Annotated in this window: 2 protein-coding genes; both read right to left on the reverse strand. The window is 75.8% G+C overall.

The window, feature by feature from the left end; genetic code table 11:
• Window positions 1–2: 2 nt before the first annotated feature.
• The gene (locus ABT015_RS20495) at window positions 3–12,479 is read right to left on the reverse strand and encodes a non-ribosomal peptide synthetase (protein WP_350880982.1); all 12,477 of its coding nucleotides are present in this window, start codon (window positions 12,477–12,479) and stop codon (window positions 3–5) included.
• Complete coding sequence (locus tag ABT015_RS20500; protein WP_350880984.1) at window positions 12,476–18,820, reverse strand: non-ribosomal peptide synthetase; 6,345 nt, start codon at window positions 18,818–18,820, stop codon at window positions 12,476–12,478. The genes ABT015_RS20495 and ABT015_RS20500 overlap by 4 nt, the downstream gene beginning before the upstream one ends.
• Window positions 18,821–18,830: the final 10 nt, after the last annotated feature.

The raw sequence follows: 18,830 nt of genomic DNA on the forward strand, positions 1-18,830 counted from the left end.
CCCTACTCCGCCGCCGGCGCCGACTGGCGCGCGGCCTCTCGCTCCAGTTCCTCCAGCAGCGCGTCCTCGACGAGTCGCGCCACCCCCGCCACGGTGGGGTTCTCCAGGAGGCTGCGGAAGGCGATCCGGATGCCGAAGGTCTGCTTGATCCTGGTGATCGCCTGCACGCTGGTCAGGGACTGCCCGCCGAGGGCGAAGAAGCTGTCGTGCGCGCCGACCCGCTCCACGTGCAGGGTCTCGGACCAGATCGCGGCGATCAGCTTCTCGGTCTCGTCGCGCGGCTCCACCCACTCCTCGGCGGCCTCGACGGCCGTCTCGGCGGGGTCGGGCAGCGCGGCCCGGTCGATCTTGCCGTGCCGGGTGAGCGGGAAGGACTCCACCTCGGTGAAGGCGGCCGGCACCAGATGGGCCGGGAGCCGCTCGGCGAGGTAGCCGGCGAGCTCGGCGGCGCCGGGGACGCCGCCCGCGGCCGGCCGCAGGTAGGCGACCAGGCGGGCGTGCTCGGCCTCGCCGCGGACCAGGACGACGGACTCGGCGACGCCCGGGTGGGCGTCCAGGGCCGCGGTGATCTCGCCCGGCTCGATCCGGTAGCCGCGCAGCTTGACCTGGTCGTCGAGCCGGCCGAGGAACTCCAGCCGGCCGTCGGACAGCCGGCGGACCCGGTCGCCGGTGCGGTACAGCCGCTCCTTGGGGTCGAACGGCGCGGCCAGGAAGGCCTGTTCGGTCAGGTCGGGGCGGCCCAGGTAGCCGCGGGCGAGGCCGTCGCCGGCCAGGTACAGCTCGCCGGGCGCGCCGACCGGGGCGAGGTTGCGCTCCGGGTCCAGGACGTAGGCCCGGACGTTCTGGACGGGCAGGCCGAGGACGGGCCGGGGGCTGTCGGCGACCCGGCAGACCAGCGCGTCCACGGTGGCCTCGGTGGGCCCGTAGAAGTTGTAGGCGATCAGGTCGGACTGGGCGCGCAGCCGGTCCCACTGGGCCTGGCCGATCGCCTCGCCGCCGAGCGCCGCACCGCGCAGCGGGTGGCTGCCGGGGGCGAGCAGTCCGGCGTCGTCGAGCTGGCGGAACCAGGACGGGGTGGTCTGCAGGAAGTCGATCCGCTGCTCGGCGCGGTAGGCGACCAGGGCGTGCGCGTCGCGCCGCACCTCGTCGTCGACCAGGTGCAGTTCGTGGCCGGCGACCATCCACAGCACCGGGTTCCAGGAGGCGTCGAAGGACGCGGGCGCCAGGTGGGCGACCCGGACCTGCCGGTCGCCGCAGGCCTCGCGCAGCGGCTCGAAGACGGTCCGCAGGTGGCTGTCGAGCAGGTTCGCCAGGCTGCCGTGCTCGACCAGCACGCCCTTGGGCTTGCCGGTGGAGCCGGAGGTGTGGATGACGTAGGCGGCGTGCTCCGGGGCGAGGTCCGGGTCGGGGGCGGTCGCGGGCCGGGCCGCGATCGCGTCCCGCTCCCGTTCCGGGACGACCAGGGCGACGTCGGCGGGCAGCGCCAGCGTGGTGCTCGCGGCCTCGTCGGCGATCACCACCCGGGGCTTGACGTCCTCGACCAGCAGCCGCAGGCGCTCGGCCGGGGCGGCCGGGTCCAGCGGGGTGTAGACGCCGCCCGCCTTGAGCACCGCGAGCAGCGCGGTGATCAGGCCGGGGCCGCGCCGCAGGCAGACCGCGACCGGCACCTCGGGGCCGACGCCCCGGTCGGCGAGGTGGTGGGCGAGCCGGTTGGCCCGCTCGTCCAGCTCGGCGAAGGTGATCCGCTCGCCGCCGTGGACCAGGGCGACGGCCTGCGGGGTGGCGGCGGCCTGGCGGGCGAACCGCTCGGGCACCAGGGCGTCGGTGGTGAGCGCGGTGGCGGTCTCGTTGTGGCCGGTGAGCAGCCGCTCCCGGTGGGCGGGGGCCAGCGCGCGCAGCTCGGCGAGGGTGCGCTCGGGCTCGGCCGCGATCTCCTCCAGCAGGGCGCGCAGGTCGCCGGTGACCCGGTCGGCGGTGTCGGCGTCGAAGAGCCCGGGGTCGTAGGCGAGCCGGAAGGACAGCTGCTCGCCGGCGAAGACCGCGAGCACCATGGCGTAGCTGGTGGGCTCCTGGGAGCGCACGTCGCGGATCCGGATGCCCTGGTCGGAGCCCAGTTCGCCGTCGAAGGGGTAGTTCTCGACGACCACGTAGCTGTCGAACAGGTCGACCCCGGCGGGCAGCCCGGTCCAGCCGCGGATCTGGGCCAGCGACACGTACTCGTAGCTGCGGGCCTGGACCTGGTCGCGCTGGAGGTCGCCCAGCCAGTCGAGGACGGGCTGCTCGGGGCGGACCTCGACCCGCACCGGCAGGTTGTTGATGAACAGGCCGATCATCGACTCGACGTCGGGCAGGTCGGCGGGGCGGCCGGAGACGGCCGAGCCGAAGCAGACCTCCCGCTCCCCCGCGTAGCGCGAGAGCGTCAGCGCCCAGGCGCCCTGGGCGAGCGTGTTGGTGGTGAGCCGGTGGCGCCGGGCGACCTCGGCGAGCCGCTCGCTGACCTCGGGCTCCAGCTGGAAGACGCTGGTCGCCTCGCTGCCCTGGCGGGCCGCCTCCTCGCCGGCCCGGTCGGCCGGCAGCGCGGTCGGAGCGGTGAAGCCGTCCAGCAGCTCGCGCCAGTAGCGCTCGGCGTCGGCCAGGTCCTGCTCGCCGAGCCAGGCGACGTAGTCGCGGAACGGGCGGCGGGCGGCCGGGCCGGGCCGGTCGTGGCCGGTGAGCCGGAGGTAGTCGTCGACCACCTCGGAGACGAGTTCGGCGCTGCTCCAGCCGTCCAGCAGCAGGTGGTGCGAGGTCCAGACGACCCGCAGGGCGCCGTCCGGCTCGTCGATCAGGGCCAGGCGCATCAGCGGCGCCACGGCCAGGTCGATGCCGCGGGTGCGGTCCTCGGCGAGGTACGCGGCGAACCGCTGCTCGCGCTCGGCCGCCGGCAGGGCGCTCCAGTCCAGCCGCTCGACGGGCACGGTGACGTGCTCGCGGACCACCTGGAGCGGCTGGTCGGTGTCGACCCGGGCGAAGGCGGTGCGCAGCATCGGGGTCCGGTCGGCGAGGCGCTGCCAGGCCTCGGCGAAGGCGTCCGCGTCCACGCCGCCCTCCAGCAGGAAGGACAGCTGGCCGAGGTAGACGCCCTCGCCCTCCTCGGTGAGGCTGTGGAACAGCAGGCCGTGCTGCATCGGCGTGGCCGGGTAGAGGTCGGCGATCCGGCCCAGCGCGGTCAGCTCGTCCAGCAGCGGCTGGTCGACCCGGGCGAGCGGGAAGTCCGAGGGGGTGGCCCCGGAGGCGGCGGCGCCGGCCTCGCGGCAGTGCGCGACGATCCCGCGCAGGGCCTCGACGAGCTGGTCGCCGACCCGCTGGACGGTCTCGGTGGTGTGGGTCGCGGTGGAGTGGAACAGCTCGAAGCCGAGCTTGCCGTCGCGCACGTACGCCACGATGTCGAGCGGGTACTCCAGCAGTTCCCCGGGCGCCTGCTCGGTGCCGTAGCCGAGCCGCACGTCGTGCAGCAGGCCGCCGTCGTGGCCGTCGACGACCCGGCCGAGGTAGTTGAAGCCGACCTGGGCGCGGGGGCCTTCGGCGAGCAGCTCGCCGGGCGCCCCGGCCGGGCTGAGGTGGCGCAGCGCGCCGTAGCCGATGCCGCGCTGGGGGACGGCCCGCAACTGCTCCTTGACGGAGCGGAGCCGGGCGCCCCAGTCGGCGCCGTCGGCGGTGTCCAGGGCGACCGGGAAGGAGGTGGTGAACCAGCCGGTGGTACGGCTCAGGTCGACGTCGTCGAAGATCTCCTCGCGGCCGTGGCCCTCCAGGTCCACCAGGACCGCGGAGCGGCCGGTCCAGTCGGCGAGCACCCGGGCGAGCGCGGTCAGCAGGACGTCGTTGACCTGGGTGCGGTAGACCGCGGGGACCTCGCGCAGCAGCGCGTCGGTGCTCTCCGCGTCCAGGCCGACCCGGACGGCGGCGGCGGTGGCGACGGTCGGGGTGCCGGTGAGGTCGGCGGGCAGCGGCTCGCCGCCGGCGCGGCCGGCCGCGAACCAGTGGTCCAGCTCCTCGTCGAAGCCGCCGACCGCGGTGTGCTCGGAGAGCCGGCGGGACCAGTCGAGGAAGGAGGTGCCGCGCGAGCCGAGGTCGACCGGCCGGCCTTCGGCGGCCTGCCGGTAGGCCGTCTCCAGGTCGCCGAGCAGGGTCTGCCAGGAGACCGCGTCGACCACCAGGTGGTGGGCGGTGAGGAAGAGCCGGGCGCCGGCGGTGCCGCCGAGGTCGGCCAGCACGGCCCGCACCAGCGGGCCCTCGGCCAGGTCGAAGCCGGACTGGGCGGCGGTGGCGGCGGCCAGCAGCGCGCCCTCCGGGTCGGCCTCCAGGGTGAGGTCCAGCCGCTCCAGCGGCCAGCCGTCGCCGGGGGCGGCGATCTCCTGCTGCCAGCGGCCGTAGACGGTGCGGAAGCGGGTGCGCAGGGCGTCGTGGTGGGTGAGGAGGGCGTCGAGCGCGGTGCGCAGGTGCGCCTCGTCGGGAAGTTCGCGCAGCTCGGCCAGCACGGACATGGTGCTGTGCTGGGGGGCCTCGGTGTGGTGGTGGAAGAAGGCGCGCTGGATCGGGGTCAGCGGCGCCCTTCCGGTGACGGGTTCGGTGTTCACGCCGGCCGGCTCCTCGGGTTCGTGGGTCGAGATCGCGGCGGCGATCCCGGCGATGGTCTGGTGGCTGAAGATGTCCTGCGAGCTGAGGCGCAGTCCCAACTGCCGCGCCCGGGAGACGACCTGGATGCTCAGGATCGAGTCACCGCCCAGGTCGAAGAAGTTGTCGTCGACGCCGACCTCGGGCACCCGGAAGACCTCCGCCCAGAGCCCGGCGAGCGCCTGCTCGGCGGGGTTGCGGGGGGCCGTCCTGGTGGTGACCGGGCGGTCGTCGGCGGCCGCGGCCGGCAGCGCCCGCCGGTCCACCTTGCCGTTGGCGTTCAGCGGCAGCCGGTCGAGCCGGACGAAGGCCTGCGGCACCATGTGGCGGGGCAGCGAGCCCTCCAGGTAGCGGCGCAGTTCGGCGCTCTCCGGTGCGGTGCCGGGCCGGGGCACGACGTACCCGGTCAGGACGGCGCCCGGCTCGGAGCGCAGCGCCGCGACGGCCTCCAGGACGTCGGGGTGGCGGCGCAGGACGGCCTCGATCTCGGCGAGTTCCACCCGGAACCCGCGGACCTTGACCTGGTCGTCGCCGCGGCCGAGGAACTCGACGTCGCCGGTGGGCAGGAAGCGGGCCTGGTCGCCGGTGCGGTAGAGCCGGCCGTCGGGGTGGGGCGTGAACGGGTCGGTGGAGAAGCGCTCCTCGGTGAGGTCGGGGCGGCCCAGGTAGCCGCGGGTGACGCCGGTGCCGCCGAGGAAGAGCTCGCCGACGACGCCGACCGGCAGCGGCTCCAGGTCCGCGTCCAGGACGTACATCCGGGTGCCCGGGATGGGCCGGCCGATCGGCACGGACGCGACGTCCGGCAGGCTCTGCGGGGTGACGGTGAAGTACGAGGACTCGACGGTGGCCTCGGTGACGCCGTAGGAGTTGAGCACGACGGTGCCGGGGGCGACGCTCTTCAGCAGCCGCCGGCAGTCGTCGGTGCGCCAGTTGTCCGAGCCGACGGCCAGGTAGCGCAGCGGCGGGAAGGCCCGGCCGCTGCGGGCGGCCTCGTCGGCCAGCGCGTTGGCCAGCGAGGGCACCGTCTCGACGTGGGTGACGCGCTGGCGCTCCATCAGGTCGAGCAGGCGCGCCGGGTCGGTGGTGGCGTCCTTCGGGCAGAGCACCAGGGCGCCGCCGGCGGTCAGCGCGTGCGTCAGGTCGGAGACGAAGACGTCGAAGGCCATGCTGGCGAGGTTGAGCTGGCGGACGGGGCCGCGGTCGAGCCGGTAGGCCTCGCGCCAGGCCGCGGCGGCCCGGGCGACGCTGCGGTGCTCGACCGTGACGCCCTTGGGCTTGCCGGTGGAGCCGGAGGTGTAGATGACGTAGGCGAGGTTGTCCGGGGTCACCTCGGTGCTGGGCGCCTCGGCGGGCCAGCTGTCGATCTCCTCGCGGTCGGCGTCCAGGCAGAGCACGGTCGCGTCGCACAGCGGGAGCCGTTCGACGAGGTCCCGCTGGGTGACGAGCATCGCGGCGGCGCTGTCGTCCAGCACCAGGCGCAGCCGCTCGGCGGGGTGGGTGGGGTCCAGCGGCAGGTAGGCGGCGCCGGCCTTGAGGACGCCGAGGGCGGCGACGACGGTGTCCGGGCCGCGGTCCAGGCAGATGGCGACGACGGTCTCCGGGCCGATGCCCTGGCCGACGAGGTGCTGGGCGAGCCGGTTGGCCCGGGCCTCCAGTTCCGCGTAGGTCAGCACGGTCTCCTCGAAGACCACCGCCTCGGCGTCCGGGGTCTGCTGCGCCTGCTCGGCGATCAGCTCGTGCAGGCAGGCGTCGGCGCCCGGGGTGCCGGTGTCGTTCCACTCGTACAGGACGCGGTCGCGGGCGCGCAGCGACAGCATCGGGACGTCGCCGACGCGCTGGCCGGGGGCGGTGGGCATGCTGCCGAGCAGGACGGCGAGCTGGTCGGCCAGCACCTCGGCCTGGGCGCGGTCGTAGAGCGCCGGGTCGTAGGAGAGCAGCAGGGTCAGCGAGCCGTCGTCGTCGTAGGCGGTGAGGTCCAGCGTGAAGCTGGTGGTGTCGACGGCGCGGACGTCGCTGAGCCGCAGTCCGTGGCGTTCGGCGGCGGCCCCGTTGCCCGGGTAGTTCTCGAACACCACCAGGGTCTGGAACAGCGCGCTGCCGCGCGGGACCTTGCTGCTGCGCTGGATCTCGGCGATCGAGGAGTACTCGAAGCGCCGGGATTCGGCCTGCTCGGCCTGGAGGGCCGCCAGCCACTCCACCAGCGGGGCGTCCTGGTCGACCTCGGTGCGCAGCGGCAGGGTGTTGAGCAGGTTGCCGACCATGGTGTCGGCGCCGGGCAGCTCGGTCGGGCGGCCGGCCACGGTGGTGCCGAAGCAGACGTCGCGCTGCCCGGAGTGGCGGGCCAGCAGGATCGCCCAGGCGCCCTGGACGGCGGTGTTGAGGGTGAGCCGGTGGCGGCGGACCATCGCGACCAGCGCGTCGGTCTCGGCGCCGGACAGGCCCACCCGGACCTGCCCGGCGGACTGGGACTCGTGGCCCTGGGGCACCGAGCGGCCGAACGGCAGCTGGGTCGGCGCGTCCAGGTCGCCCAGCAGGGCGCTCCAGTGGGCGGCGGCCGCGTCCTTGTCCTGCCGGGCCAGCCAGGCGACGTAGTCGCGGAACGGCCGGCGCTCGGGCAGCGCCGGGGCCTTGCCCCTGCCGTCGGTGAGCGCCTGGTAGGCGGCGAAGAGGTCGGCGAACAGGTGCGAGGTGCTCCAGCCGTCCAGGACGGCGTGGTGGAAGGTCCACACGACGCGGACGGTCCGCTCGTCCTCGCGGGCCAGGGCGAGGCGCATCAGCGGCGCCCGGGACAGCTCGATCCCGGTGGCGCGCTCCTCGTCGATCAGCGCCTTGAGCCGGCGGTCCAGTTCGGCGGCGGGCAGGCCGGTCCAGTCGAGGCGGCGGACCGTCAGCCGGGCGGAGCGCTCGACCACCTGGACGGGCTCGGGGACGCCGTCCCAGACCAGCCGGGTGCGCAGCGCGGGGGTGCGGTCGACCACGTGCTGCCAGGCGGCGGCCAGCGCGTCGACGTCGCGGACGCCCTCCAGCCGGAAGGCGACGTGGTCGGAGTAGGCGCCGACGCCGTCCTGGTTGAGGGTGTGGAAGAGCATCCCGCTCTGCATCGGGGTCAGCGGGTGGATGTCCTCGACGGCGGAGCCGGCCGGCACCAGCCGGTCGACGGTCGCCTGGTCGAGGGTGAGCAGCGGGAAGTCGCCGGGGGTGGCGCCGCCGGCGCCGGGGGTCAGGCAGTGCTCGACGAGTTCGGTCAGGGCCGCCGCGAAGTCGTCGGCGAGCCGCTGCACGGTGGCCTGGTCGTGGCGCTGCGGCGCGTAGTGGAAGTCGAAGGTCAGCACGCCGTGCCGGACCTCGCCGACGATGTCCAGCAGGTGCGGCCGCTCCTCGTCCGGGTGGTGGTCCAGGCCGTAGTCGGGTTCGACGGCGCGGAACAGCTCGCTCCCGGCCGCGGCGTCGCTCCACTGGCCGAGGTAGTTGAAGCTGACCTGGGGCTGCGGCGCCGCGGCCAGGGCGGCGGCCTGCGGCTGGTCGCCGCGCAGGTAGCGCAGCGGGCCGTAGCCGGCGCCGCGGCCGGGCACGGCGCGCAGCAGTTCCTTGGTGTCGCGGATGAGCCGGCCGAGCGGGCGGTCGGCCGGGGACTCCAGCAGCACCGGGAAGATCGAGGTGAACCAGCCGACCGTCCGGGAGACGTCGGTGCCGTCCAGGATCTCCTCGCGGCCGTGGCCCTCCAGGGTGATCAGGGTCCGGGCCCGGCCGGTGAAGCGGGCGAGCGCGCGGCCGAGCGCGGTCAGCAGGACGTCGTTGACCTGGGTGCGGTAGACGGCGGGCACGTCCTGGAGCAGTTGCCGGGTGCGCTCGGCGTCGAGGCCGGCGGAGACGGCGCGGGTGTCGCCGACGCTGTTGCGGCCCTCCCGGTCGGTGGGCAGGTCGGCGGAGCCGGCCGGCACCGGGCGGGCCCAGTGCGCCAGCTCGTCGTCCAGGCCGCCGTCCCGGGTGAAGGCGGCGAGGCGGCGCGCCCAGCCGCGGTACGAGGTGCCGACCGGGCCGAGGTCGACGTCCTCGCCGCGGACGGCCTGCCGGTAGGCGCTCTCCAGGTCCTCCAGGAGGATCCGCCAGGAGACGCCGTCCACGGCCAGGTGGTGCACGGTGAGCAGCAGCCGCGCGGGCTCGCCGGCGCCGTGGTCGAACAGCAGGGTGCGCACCAGCGGCCCTTCGGCCGGGTCCAGCGAGGCCTGCGCGGCCTCGGCGAGGGTGCGCATGGCGGCGGCGCGCTCGCCGGGGGCGGCCTGGTCCAGGGTGATCCGCTCGATCCGGACCTCGGCCGGCGCGGCGTCGGCGTCCGGGGCGGTGACGGTCTGGACCCGCCGGCCGTCGGGGCCGGTGGCGAAGCGGGTGCGCAGGGCCTCGTGCCGGCCGACGAGGCCGGCCAGGGCGCGGGCCAGCGCGGGCTCGTCGACCGCGCCGTCCAGGGTGATCAGCACGGACTGGTTGAAGTGGTGGGCGCCGCGGGTGTGGTGGGCGAAGAACCACTCCTGGACGGGGCCGAGCGGGGCCGGCTCGTGGTCGTCGGCGTCGGCCAGGACGACCGGGGCCTCCTCGACCGGGCGGGCGGCGCGGGCGAGGTCGGCGAGCGACTGCCGGGAGAAGATGTCCTTCGAGGTGATGACGAGTCCGGCCCGGCGGGCCCGGGCGACCACCTGGATGCTCAGGATGGAGTCGCCGCCGAGTTCGAAGAAGTTGTCGTCGACGCCGACCTTGCCGATGCCGAGCACCTCCGACCAGACCTCGGCGAGCGCCTGCTCGGCCGGGTCCTCGGGGGCCCGGTAGTCCTCCCGCTCCAGGGGGGCGTCCGGTGCCGGCAGGGCCCGGACGTCGACCTTGCCGTTGGGGGTGAGCGGGAAGGCGTCGAGGGTGGCGAAGGCGGTCGGGACGCTGTAGGAGGGCAGCCGCTGCTCGGCGAAGGCGCGCAGGTCCTGCGGCGCGATGACGGCGCCGGGCTCGGCGCGCAGGTAGCCGACCAGCCGCTTGTGGTCGCCGTCCGCGAGGGCGACCACCAGGGCCTCGGCCACCGCGGGGTGGGCCTCCAGGACGGCCTCGACCTCGCCGGGCTCGATCCGGTAGCCGCGGACCTTGACCTGGGTGTCGGCGCGGCCGAGGTACTCGACCAGGCCGTCGGCCCAGCGCACCACGTCCCCGGTGCGGTACATCCGCTCGCCGGGCTCCGCCGCGAACGGCGAGGGCTGGAAGCGCTCCTCGGTCAGCTCCGGGCGGCCCAGGTAGCCGCGGGCGACGCCGGGGCCGGCGATCCAGAGCTCGCCGGGCGTGCCGGGCGGGACGGGGCGGCGGCGCTCGTCGAGGACGTACACCGCCGTGTTGGAGATCGGGCGTCCGATCGGGATGGCGCGCACGCCGTCGGTCTCGCGGATCAGGTGGGAGACGGCGAAGGTGGTGGTCTCGGTCGGGCCGTAGCCGTTGACCAGCCGCTGCGGCGGGGCGCCGCCGGCCAGCAGTTCGGCGATCCGGCGCGGGTTGAGCGCCTCTCCGCCGACCACCAGGTGGCGCATGCCGCCGAAGGCGGTGGGCTCCAGGCCGACGACCTGGTTGAAGACGCCGGCGGTGAGGAACATCGCGGTGGCGCCGGTCGAGCGCAGCGCGGCGGCGAAGGCCGGCGGGTCGAGCAGGACGTCCTTGGTGATGACGGCGATCCGCGCCCCGGCCACCAGCGGGCCCCAGAACTCGAAGGTCGCCGCGTCGAAGGTGGCGTCGGCGACCTGCGCCACCACGTCGTCGGCCGCCAGCGGGGCGTAGTCGGCGCCGCGGACCAGCCGGACGATGGAGCGGTGCTCGACCACGACGCCCTTGGGCCGGCCGGTGGAGCCGGAGGTGTAGATGACGTAGGCGGCGCTCTGCGGCCCCGCGTCGGCGGCCGGCGGCCCGGCCGGGAGGGCGGCCAGCTCGGCGGTGCGCTCGGCGGGCAGCAGGGCCGGGACGGCCAGGTCGGGCAGCCGTTCGAGCAGCTCCCGGTCGGTGACGCAGAGCGCGGCCCCGGTGTCCGCGAGCATGAACTCCAGCCGGTCGGCCGGGTAGTCCGGGTCCAGCGGGACGTAGGCGCAGCCGGCCTTGAGCACGGCCAGCAGGGCGACGACCAGGCCGGTGCCGCGGGGCAGGCAGACCGCGACGTGCTGGCCGGGGCGGGCGCCGCGGTCGAGCAGCAGCCGGGCCAACCGGTCGGCCCGCTCATCGAGCTGACGATACGTCAGCTCGCCTTCGGCGGCGGTGACGGCGATGGCGTCGGGGGTGGCCGCGGCCTGCTCGGCGACCAGCGAGTGGACGGTCCGGTCGGCCGGGTAGGGCACCCGGTTCTCGGCCCAGTCGCGGGTGACGGTGTCGAGTTCGGCGGCGGTGAGCAGCGGCAGGTCGCCGACCGGGCGGTCGGCGTCGGCGGCGACGCCCGCCAGCAGGAGCAGCAGCCGGGTGCAGAGCGCGTCGACGGTCGAGGCGTCGAACAGGTCGGTGTTGTACTCCACCGTCCCGCCCAGCGTGCCGTCGGCGGCCGGGGTGAACTCCAGCGTCAGGTCGAAGATGGAGGACACCGAGGGCGCGCGGAACTCCTCGACGGCCGGGCCGCCGAAGTCGGGCAGGGCGCCGGGGTCGTTCTGGAGCACGAGGGCGGCCTGCACCAAGGGGGTGCGGCTCGGGTCGCGCTCGGGCTGGATCTCGTCCACCAGCCGGTGGAAGGGGACGTCCTGGTTGCTGAGGGCGTCCCAGAGCTGGTCGGTGGTGCGCTCCAGCAGGTCGCCGAAGTCCTCGTCCAGGTCGATCCGGCCGTGCAGGACCAGGGTGTTGACGAAGAAGCCGACCAGCGGCTCCAGTTCGGTGCGGTCGCGGCCGACCGACACGGTGCCCAGGCTCACGGTGCGCTGGCCGGTGTGCCGGGCCAGCAGGACCTGGGTGGCGGCGGCGAGCACGGCGAAGAGCGTGGTGCCGCGTTCGGCGCCGAGCGTGTCGAGCCCGGTGGCGACCTCGGCGTCGACCTGGAAGGTGTGCAGGGCGCCGACGGTGGTGCGCACCGCCGGGCGGGGCCGGTCGGTGGGCAGCTCCAGCGGCTGGATGTCCGCCAACTCGTCGCGCCAGTAGTCCAGCTGCCCGGCCAGGCGGTCTTCGGTGCAGCGCTCGCGCTGCCAGCGGGAGTAGTCGCGGTAGCTGACCGGCAGCGGGGCGAGGGTGTGCGGGCGGCCCTCGACCGCGGCCCGGTAGAGCTCGCCGAGCTCGCCGGTCAGCAGGCCCTTGGACCAGCCGTCGGCGGCGATGTGGTGCAGGTTGAGGAAGAGCGCGTGGTCGTCCGGGCCGTGCCGCACGACCGTGGAGCGCAGCAGCGGGCCGCTGGCGAGGTCGAAGGGGGTGGCGAGTTCGCGGCGCAGCAGCGCGGCGAACTCGGCCTCCCGCTCCCCGGTGCCCAGCGCGCTCAGGTCCACCGGCTCGGTATCCGGGGCGTAGGCGGGCCGGACCTCCTGGCGGGCCACGCCGTCCTCGGTGGTGAAGACGGTGCGCAGCGGCTCGTGCCGCTCGACCAGGCCGGTCAGCGCGGTGCGCAGCGCGGCCAGGTCGAGGCCGCCGCGCAGCCGGAGGCCGAAGGAGGTGGTGTACTCGACCGCGTCGGTCTCGAACTCCTGGAGGAACCAGAGCCGTTCCTGGCCGAAGGAGAGCGGGGCCGGGCCGTCGCCGCCGGACCGGATCGCGTCGCGGTCGCCGCCGCCGGCGCCGGCGGCCGCCAGCCGCTGCCGCAGGATCTCGTCGGCGTCCTGGCCCTCGCTGTGTCGCTGGTCTGTCATCGGTTGCTCCCCCGCGCGCCACCGCGCGTCGTCGTCCGGTCCGCCGGTGTCCGGCGCACGTCTTCGAGTACTTGCTTGCGGACCTGGTCCGCGAGGGCCGCCACGGTGCGGGCGGCGAACACGTGCCGGGCCGAGACCCCGACGCCGAACACCTCCCGGATCCGGGCGGTGACCTGGAGGGTGAGCACCGAGTTGGCGCCGTGGTCGAAGACGTTGTCCTCGGCCCCCACGACGGGCACGCCCAGCACCTCGGCCCAGATCCCGGCCAGCGCCGCCTCGGTCTCGTCCCGGGGCGCGGTGGGCTCGGCGGCCGGCCGCTGCTCCTCCGGCTCCGGCAGGGCCCGCCGGTCGATCTTGCCGCTCGTGGTCATCGGGAACGCGTCCAGGACGATGACCACCGGCGGGACCATGTAGCCGGGCAGCCGCTCGGCGAGCCGGGCCCGGATCTTCTCCGGGTCGGCGGTGCCGTCCGCGGGCACCACGTAGCCGGTCAGCGCGGTCTGCCCGGACGGCTTGGTCCGGGCGACCACCGCGGTCTGCTCGACGCTCTCGTCGTCGAGCAGCGCGGTCTCGATCTCGCCCAGCTCGATCCGGTAGCCGCGCACCTTGACCTGGTTGTCGATCCGCCCGAGGAACTCGAGCGTGCCGTCGGGCAGCCAGCGGACCAGGTCGCCGGTGCGGTAGAGCCGCGCGCCGGCGGTGGCGGCGAGGTGGTCCGGGACGAACCGCTCCTCGGTGAGCTCCGGGCGGCCCAGGTAGCCGCGGGCCACCCCGGCGCCGCCGACGTACAGTTCGCCGGGCACGCCCACCGGGACGGGCTCGCGGTGCTCGTCGAGCACGTAGCCGGTGGTGTTGGCGATGGGCCGGCCGATCGAGGGCAGCCGCCCGACCGGGGCGTCCTCCTCCGCCTCCAGCACCGTGCCGGTGGTGAGCACGGTGGTCTCGGTCGGGCCGTACAGGTTGGACAGCGCCATCGTCGAGCCGCGCGGCAGCCGGCGGCGCACCACGTCGGCGCCGGTGAGGATGTGGCGCACCCGGCCCTGGTGCAGCGCGGGCTGGTCGAGCAGGGCCTCCAGGCGCGGCGCCGGGATGAGGATCAGGGTGATCCCCTGCTCGACGATCCAGCCGGCGAGCAGGTGCGGGTCCTCCAGGACGCGGTCGGAGGCGAACCGGATCTCCACGCCGCAGGCGAGGGCGCCCCACTGCTCCAGCACCGTCGGGTCGAAGCCGGGCGGCACCATCTGGGTGGCCCGGTCGCCGGGCCCGGCGTCGAAGAAGTCCCGGTACCAGTCGCACAGGTTGACCACGCCGCGGTGCTCGATCAGCACGCCCTTGGCCTTGCCGGTGGAGCCCGAGGTGTAGATCACGTACGCGAGGTCGGACGGGCCGACGGCGACCTCGGGCGGCCCGTCGTGCGTGCCGGGCCCGGTGTCCTCGACGTACAGCACCTCGACACCGTCCGGCGCCTCGGGGCCGGGCAGGTCGCGCTGGGTGAGGAGCACCGGCACCCCGGCGTCCTGGAGCACGTAGACCGTCCGGTCGTCGGGCAGTTCGGGGTCGAGCGGCAGGTAGGCGCCGCCGGCCTTGAGCACGGCGAGCTGGGCGATCGTCATCTCGGCGGCGCGCCGGGTGCGGACGCCGACGACGGTGCCCGGGCCGACGCCGCGGTCGGCCAGCCGGTGGGCCAGCGCGTCCGTCAGCGCGTCGAGTTCGGCGAAGGTCAGGCTGCAGTCCTCGGTGGTGACGGCCGCGGCGTCCGGGGTGCGCCGGGCCTGGTCGGCGACCAGCCCGTGGATGGTCGCCGTGTGGAACCGGGCGCCGGTCGCGGTGGCGTTCCAGCCGGTGGTGACCAGCCGGCGTTCCTGCTCGTCCATCAGCGGCAGCTCGTCGACCAGGCGGTCCGGGTCGGCCGCCGCCATGCCCTCCAGCAGCACGGTGAGGTGGCGGGCGATCCGGGCGACGGTCACCGGATCGAAGAGCGCCGTGCTGTACTCGACCAGGCCACCGAGCCGCCCGTCGCGCTCCTCGAACTCGAAGCCGATGTCGAACAGCGCGTGCATCCGCGGCAGGGCGCTCTCCTCGACCCGCAGGCCGTCCGGGCCGGGCAGCGCGTCCTGGGCCCGCTTGAGCATCAGCGCGGCCTGGATCAGCGGGGTGCGGCTGGGGTCGCGGTCCGGCTTGAGCTCGTCGATCAGCCGGTCGTACGGCAGGTGCTGGTGGGTGAAGGCCTCCAGCACGCCCTGCCGGACGTCGGCCAGGAAGGCCCCGACGGTCGTGTCGGGGGCGGTCCGGGCGCGCAGCACCAGCGTGTTGACGAAGAAGCCGAGCACGTCCTCCAGTTCGCTGTGCTCGCGGCCGGAGACGATGGTGCCGACCGCGACGTCGCGCTGGCGCGCGTACCGGGACAGCAGCAGTTGGACGCCCGCCGTGAGGACGGTGAACAGGGTGACGCCCTCCCGGCGGCAGAGCCGGGTGAGGGCGGCCACCAGCTCGGGGCTCAGCTCGAAGGAGTGGCCGGCGCCCCGGGTGGCGCGGGTGGCGGGCCGGGGCCGGTCGGTCGGCAGCTCCAGCGGCACCACGCCGTCCAGCCGGCGCTTCCAGTAGGCGAGGTCGGCGGCCTCCCGGGCGCCCCGCTCGCCGTGCTGGTGCACCGCGAAGTCGGCGTACTGCAGGGGCAGTTCGCTCAGCGCGGCGGGCCGGCCGGTGGCCTCCTGGCCGAGCAGGGCGACGAGCTCGCGGGCCATCACCTCCTTGGACCAGCCGTCGGTGACGACGTGGTGCATGTCGAGGACGAGCAGGTGCTCGGCATCGGCCAGCCGGATCAGCCAGGGGCGCAGCAGCGGGCCGCCGCGCAGGTCGAAGGAGCGGCTCAGCTCGGTGCGCAGCAGCTGGTCGAGGTCGTCGACGCGCCCCTCGGCCGCGAGGTCGGTGAAGCGCACCGGCCGGTGGGCCGGGGCGTGGACGACCTGCACGCCCTGGCCGCCCTCGGTGGCGAAGGTGGTGCGCAGCGCCTCGTGCCGGGCCACCAGGGCGTCGACGGCGCGCCCGAGGGCGTCCCGGTCGAGCGGCCCGGTCAGCCGCAGGCCGAGCGGCGAGTTGTACTCGGTGCCCTGGGACTCGTAGTCGTACAGGAACCAGAGCCGCTGCTGGCCGTAGGAGAGCGGCAGCGGCCGGTCTCGGTCGACCGGCACCAGCCCGGCCCGGCGGGCGGGCTCGCTGCCCAGCCGGCCGGCCAGCCCGGCGACGGTGGGCGACTCGAACAGGGTGCGGATCGGCACCTCGACGTCCAGCACCGAGCGGATGCGCCCGATCAGCCGGGTGGCGAGCAGGGAGTGGCCGCCGAGGTCGAAGAAGCTGTCGTCGACGCCGATCGAGGCGACGCCGAGCACCTCGCAGAACAGGTCGCAGAGCTGCTCCTCGCGGGCGCTGCGCGGCCCGTGCCCGCTGCCGGCGGCGGTGGTGCCCGGATCCGGGAGCGCGGCCCGGTCGGTCTTGCCGTTGGGGGTCAGCGGGATCTCGGGGATCGGCACCACCACGGCCGGGACCATGTAGCCGGGCAGCGTGGCGGCGGCGTGCGCGCGCAGTTCGGCCGGGTCGGCGCCGCCCTCGCCGGCCGGCACCACGTAGGAGACCAGCCGGGTGTCGCCGGCCGCGTACTCGCGGGCGACGGTGACGGCGCGGGCCACCGCGGGGTGCCGCTCCAGGACGGCGTCGATCTCGCCGGGCTCGATCCGGAAGCCGCGGACCTTCAGCTGGAAGTCGGCGCGGCCGACGTACTCCAGGTTGCCGTCGGCGGCCCAGCGGACGATGTCGCCGGTGCGGTACATGCGCTCGCCCTCGGCGCCGTACGGGTCGGGCAGGAAGCGGTCCCGGGTGAGGTCCTCGCGGTGCAGGTAGCCGGTGCCGACGCCGTCCCCGGCGATGTACAGCTCGCCGGCGGCGCCGATCGGCACCAGGCGCAGCGCCTCGTCGAGGACCCGGACCCGGGTGTTGCCGATCGGCCGGCCGATGGTCGGCGCGCCGGGGCGGTCGTCCAGGCGGGCGGCGGTGGACCAGATGGTGGTCTCGGTGGGCCCGTACAGGTTGGTGACCTCGCTGCCGAGCGCGCGCATCCGCTCGGCGAGGGCGGCCGGCAGGGCCTCCCCGCCGACCAGCATCCGCAGGCCGCTCAGCGCCTGCGGGACTTCGTCGCACAGGGCCTGCCAGAGGCTGGGGGTGGCCTGCATGATCGTGGTGCCGGTGCGGCCGACCAGGGCGCCCAGCCCGGCGGGGTCGGTGACGGTCGCGCGGTCGGCGAGGACCACGGTGGCGCCGCCGACCAGCGGCAGGTAGAGCTCCAGGGCGGCGATGTCGAAGGCGATCGTGGTGACGGAGGTCCAGACGTCCTCGGCCGCGAGCGGGAAGAGGTCGGCCATCGAGACCAGGAAGTTGGTCAGCGCGTGGCGGCTGATGACGACGCCCTTGGGCCGGCCGGTGGAGCCGGAGGTGTAGATGACGTAGGCCGGGTCGGCGGCGGTCGCGGCGGGGCCCTGCGGCCCGGCGGGCTCCGTCGCCAGCCTGGCGCGCAGCTCCTCGTCGTCCAGCAGCACCCGGTGGGCGGCGGTGGCGGGCAGCCGCCCGGCCGTCGCGCTGTCGGTGACCAGCGCCGAGGGGGCGGCGTGGTCGAGGATGTAGCCGATCCGGTCGGCCGGGTAGTCGGGGTCGAGCGGCACGTAGGCGGCGCCGGTGCGGGCCACCGCGAGCAGGGCGACGACGAGGTCGGCGGAGCGCGGCAGCGCCAGCGCGACGAGCCGGCCCGGGGCGGCGCCGTGGCGGCGCAGCTCGCCGGCCAGCCGCTCGGCCCGGTCGTCGAGTTCGGCGTAGCTGAGCACGGTGTCGCCGGCGATCAGGGCGGTCCGCGCGGGCTGGGCGGCGACCCGGGCCCGGAACAGCGCGGAGACGTCGGCGTCGGGCACCGGCCGGTCGGTGGCGTTCCACGTGGTCAGCAGGGCGTGCCGCTCGGCCGGGTCCAGCACCTCGTAGCCGTCGGGGTCGGCGTCCGGCGCGGCGACGGCGGCGGCCAGCAGGCGCGGCAGCGCGTCGGTGAGCCGCCGGACGGTCGCCGGGTCGAACAGCTCGGTGCTGAAGGTCGCGGCCAGCCGCAGCCCGGAACCGTCGGGCGCGCTGCGGAAGCGCAGCTGGAGGTCGAACGGGGAGTGCTGGCGGGGAAGTTGCTCCACCCGGGCGTCGAGCGGGCCGAGGTCGAGCCGGGCGGGCAGGTCCTCGGCGAGGTCGAAGGCCACCTGGGCCAGCGGGTGGCGGTTGAGCGCGCGCTCGGGCCGCAGCTCCCCGACCACGGTCTCGAACGGGATGCCGCCGTGGCGCCGGGCCGTGTCGGCGACCGCCGCGCAGTCGCCGACCAGCTCGCGGAAGGAGGCGCCGGGGCGGCGGACGACCCGCAGCACCACCGGGTTGGCCAGCGGGCCGACCACGGCGGCGCGCCGCCCGCCGTCGCGGCCGGGCAGGCTGCCGACCAGCGGGACGTCGGCGCCGGCGCCGAATCGGCCGAGCAGCGCCACGACGGCGGCGTGCAGCACCGCCTCGACGCCTGCGCCGCAGTCGGCGGCCAGGTCGGCGAGGGCCGCGGTCAGCGGGCCGTCCAGCTCGCCGCGGTACTCGTCGGCGGCGTAGCGGGTGACGGCCGGGCGCGGCCGGTCGACGGGCAGGTCGAGCTGCGCCGGCGCGCCGTCCAGGGCCGCGCGCCAGTGGGCGAGTTCGGCCGCGGCGTGCTCGGTGGGCCGCTCGGGGGCGCCGTTCAGCTCCCGGTCGGCGGCGGCGGCCGCGGCGTACTGCGGGGCGGGCTCGGGCGCGCCGGGGGCGGCCGTGGCGGTGGCCGCCGCGTACGCCCGGGCCAGGTCGTCGACGATCACGGCGAGCGAGCGCTCGTCGGCCGCGATCTCGTGCACCGTCAGGACCAGCACGTGGGCGTCCGGACCGGTGGCCAGCAGCCGGGCCCGCAGCGGGGGCTCCCGGGTGAGGTCCAGGCCCTGGCCGGCCGCCCGGGTCAGCGCCTCGTCGAGCTCGTCGGGGGCGACCGGCTCGGGCCGCAGCCCGGCGAACGCCCCGCCGTCGGGGGCGGGTTCGGGTCGGCAGCGGCCCTCGGCCTCGCGGTGCACGGTGCCCAGCAGCGGGTGCCGCCGGACCAGGGCGTCCAGCGCGGCGCGCAGCTGCTCCGGACCCAGGCCGCCGGCCAGCCGCAGCGCCACCGTGTGGGTGTGGCCGGCGGCGCCCTCCTGGAAGCGGTTCAGGAACCACAGGCGCTGCTGCGCCGGCGACAGGACACTGTCGTTGGTGATCGTCACGTTCGCTCTC

This window comes from Kitasatospora sp. NPDC094016, from assembly GCF_040304045.1.
Taxonomy (GTDB): domain Bacteria; phylum Actinomycetota; class Actinomycetes; order Streptomycetales; family Streptomycetaceae; genus Kitasatospora.

Coding starts and splice junctions, on each gene's coding strand:
- ABT015_RS20495 (WP_350880982.1), bottom strand. CDS start 12,479: ATGACAGACCAGCGACACAGCGAGGGCCAGGACGCCGACGAGATCCTG.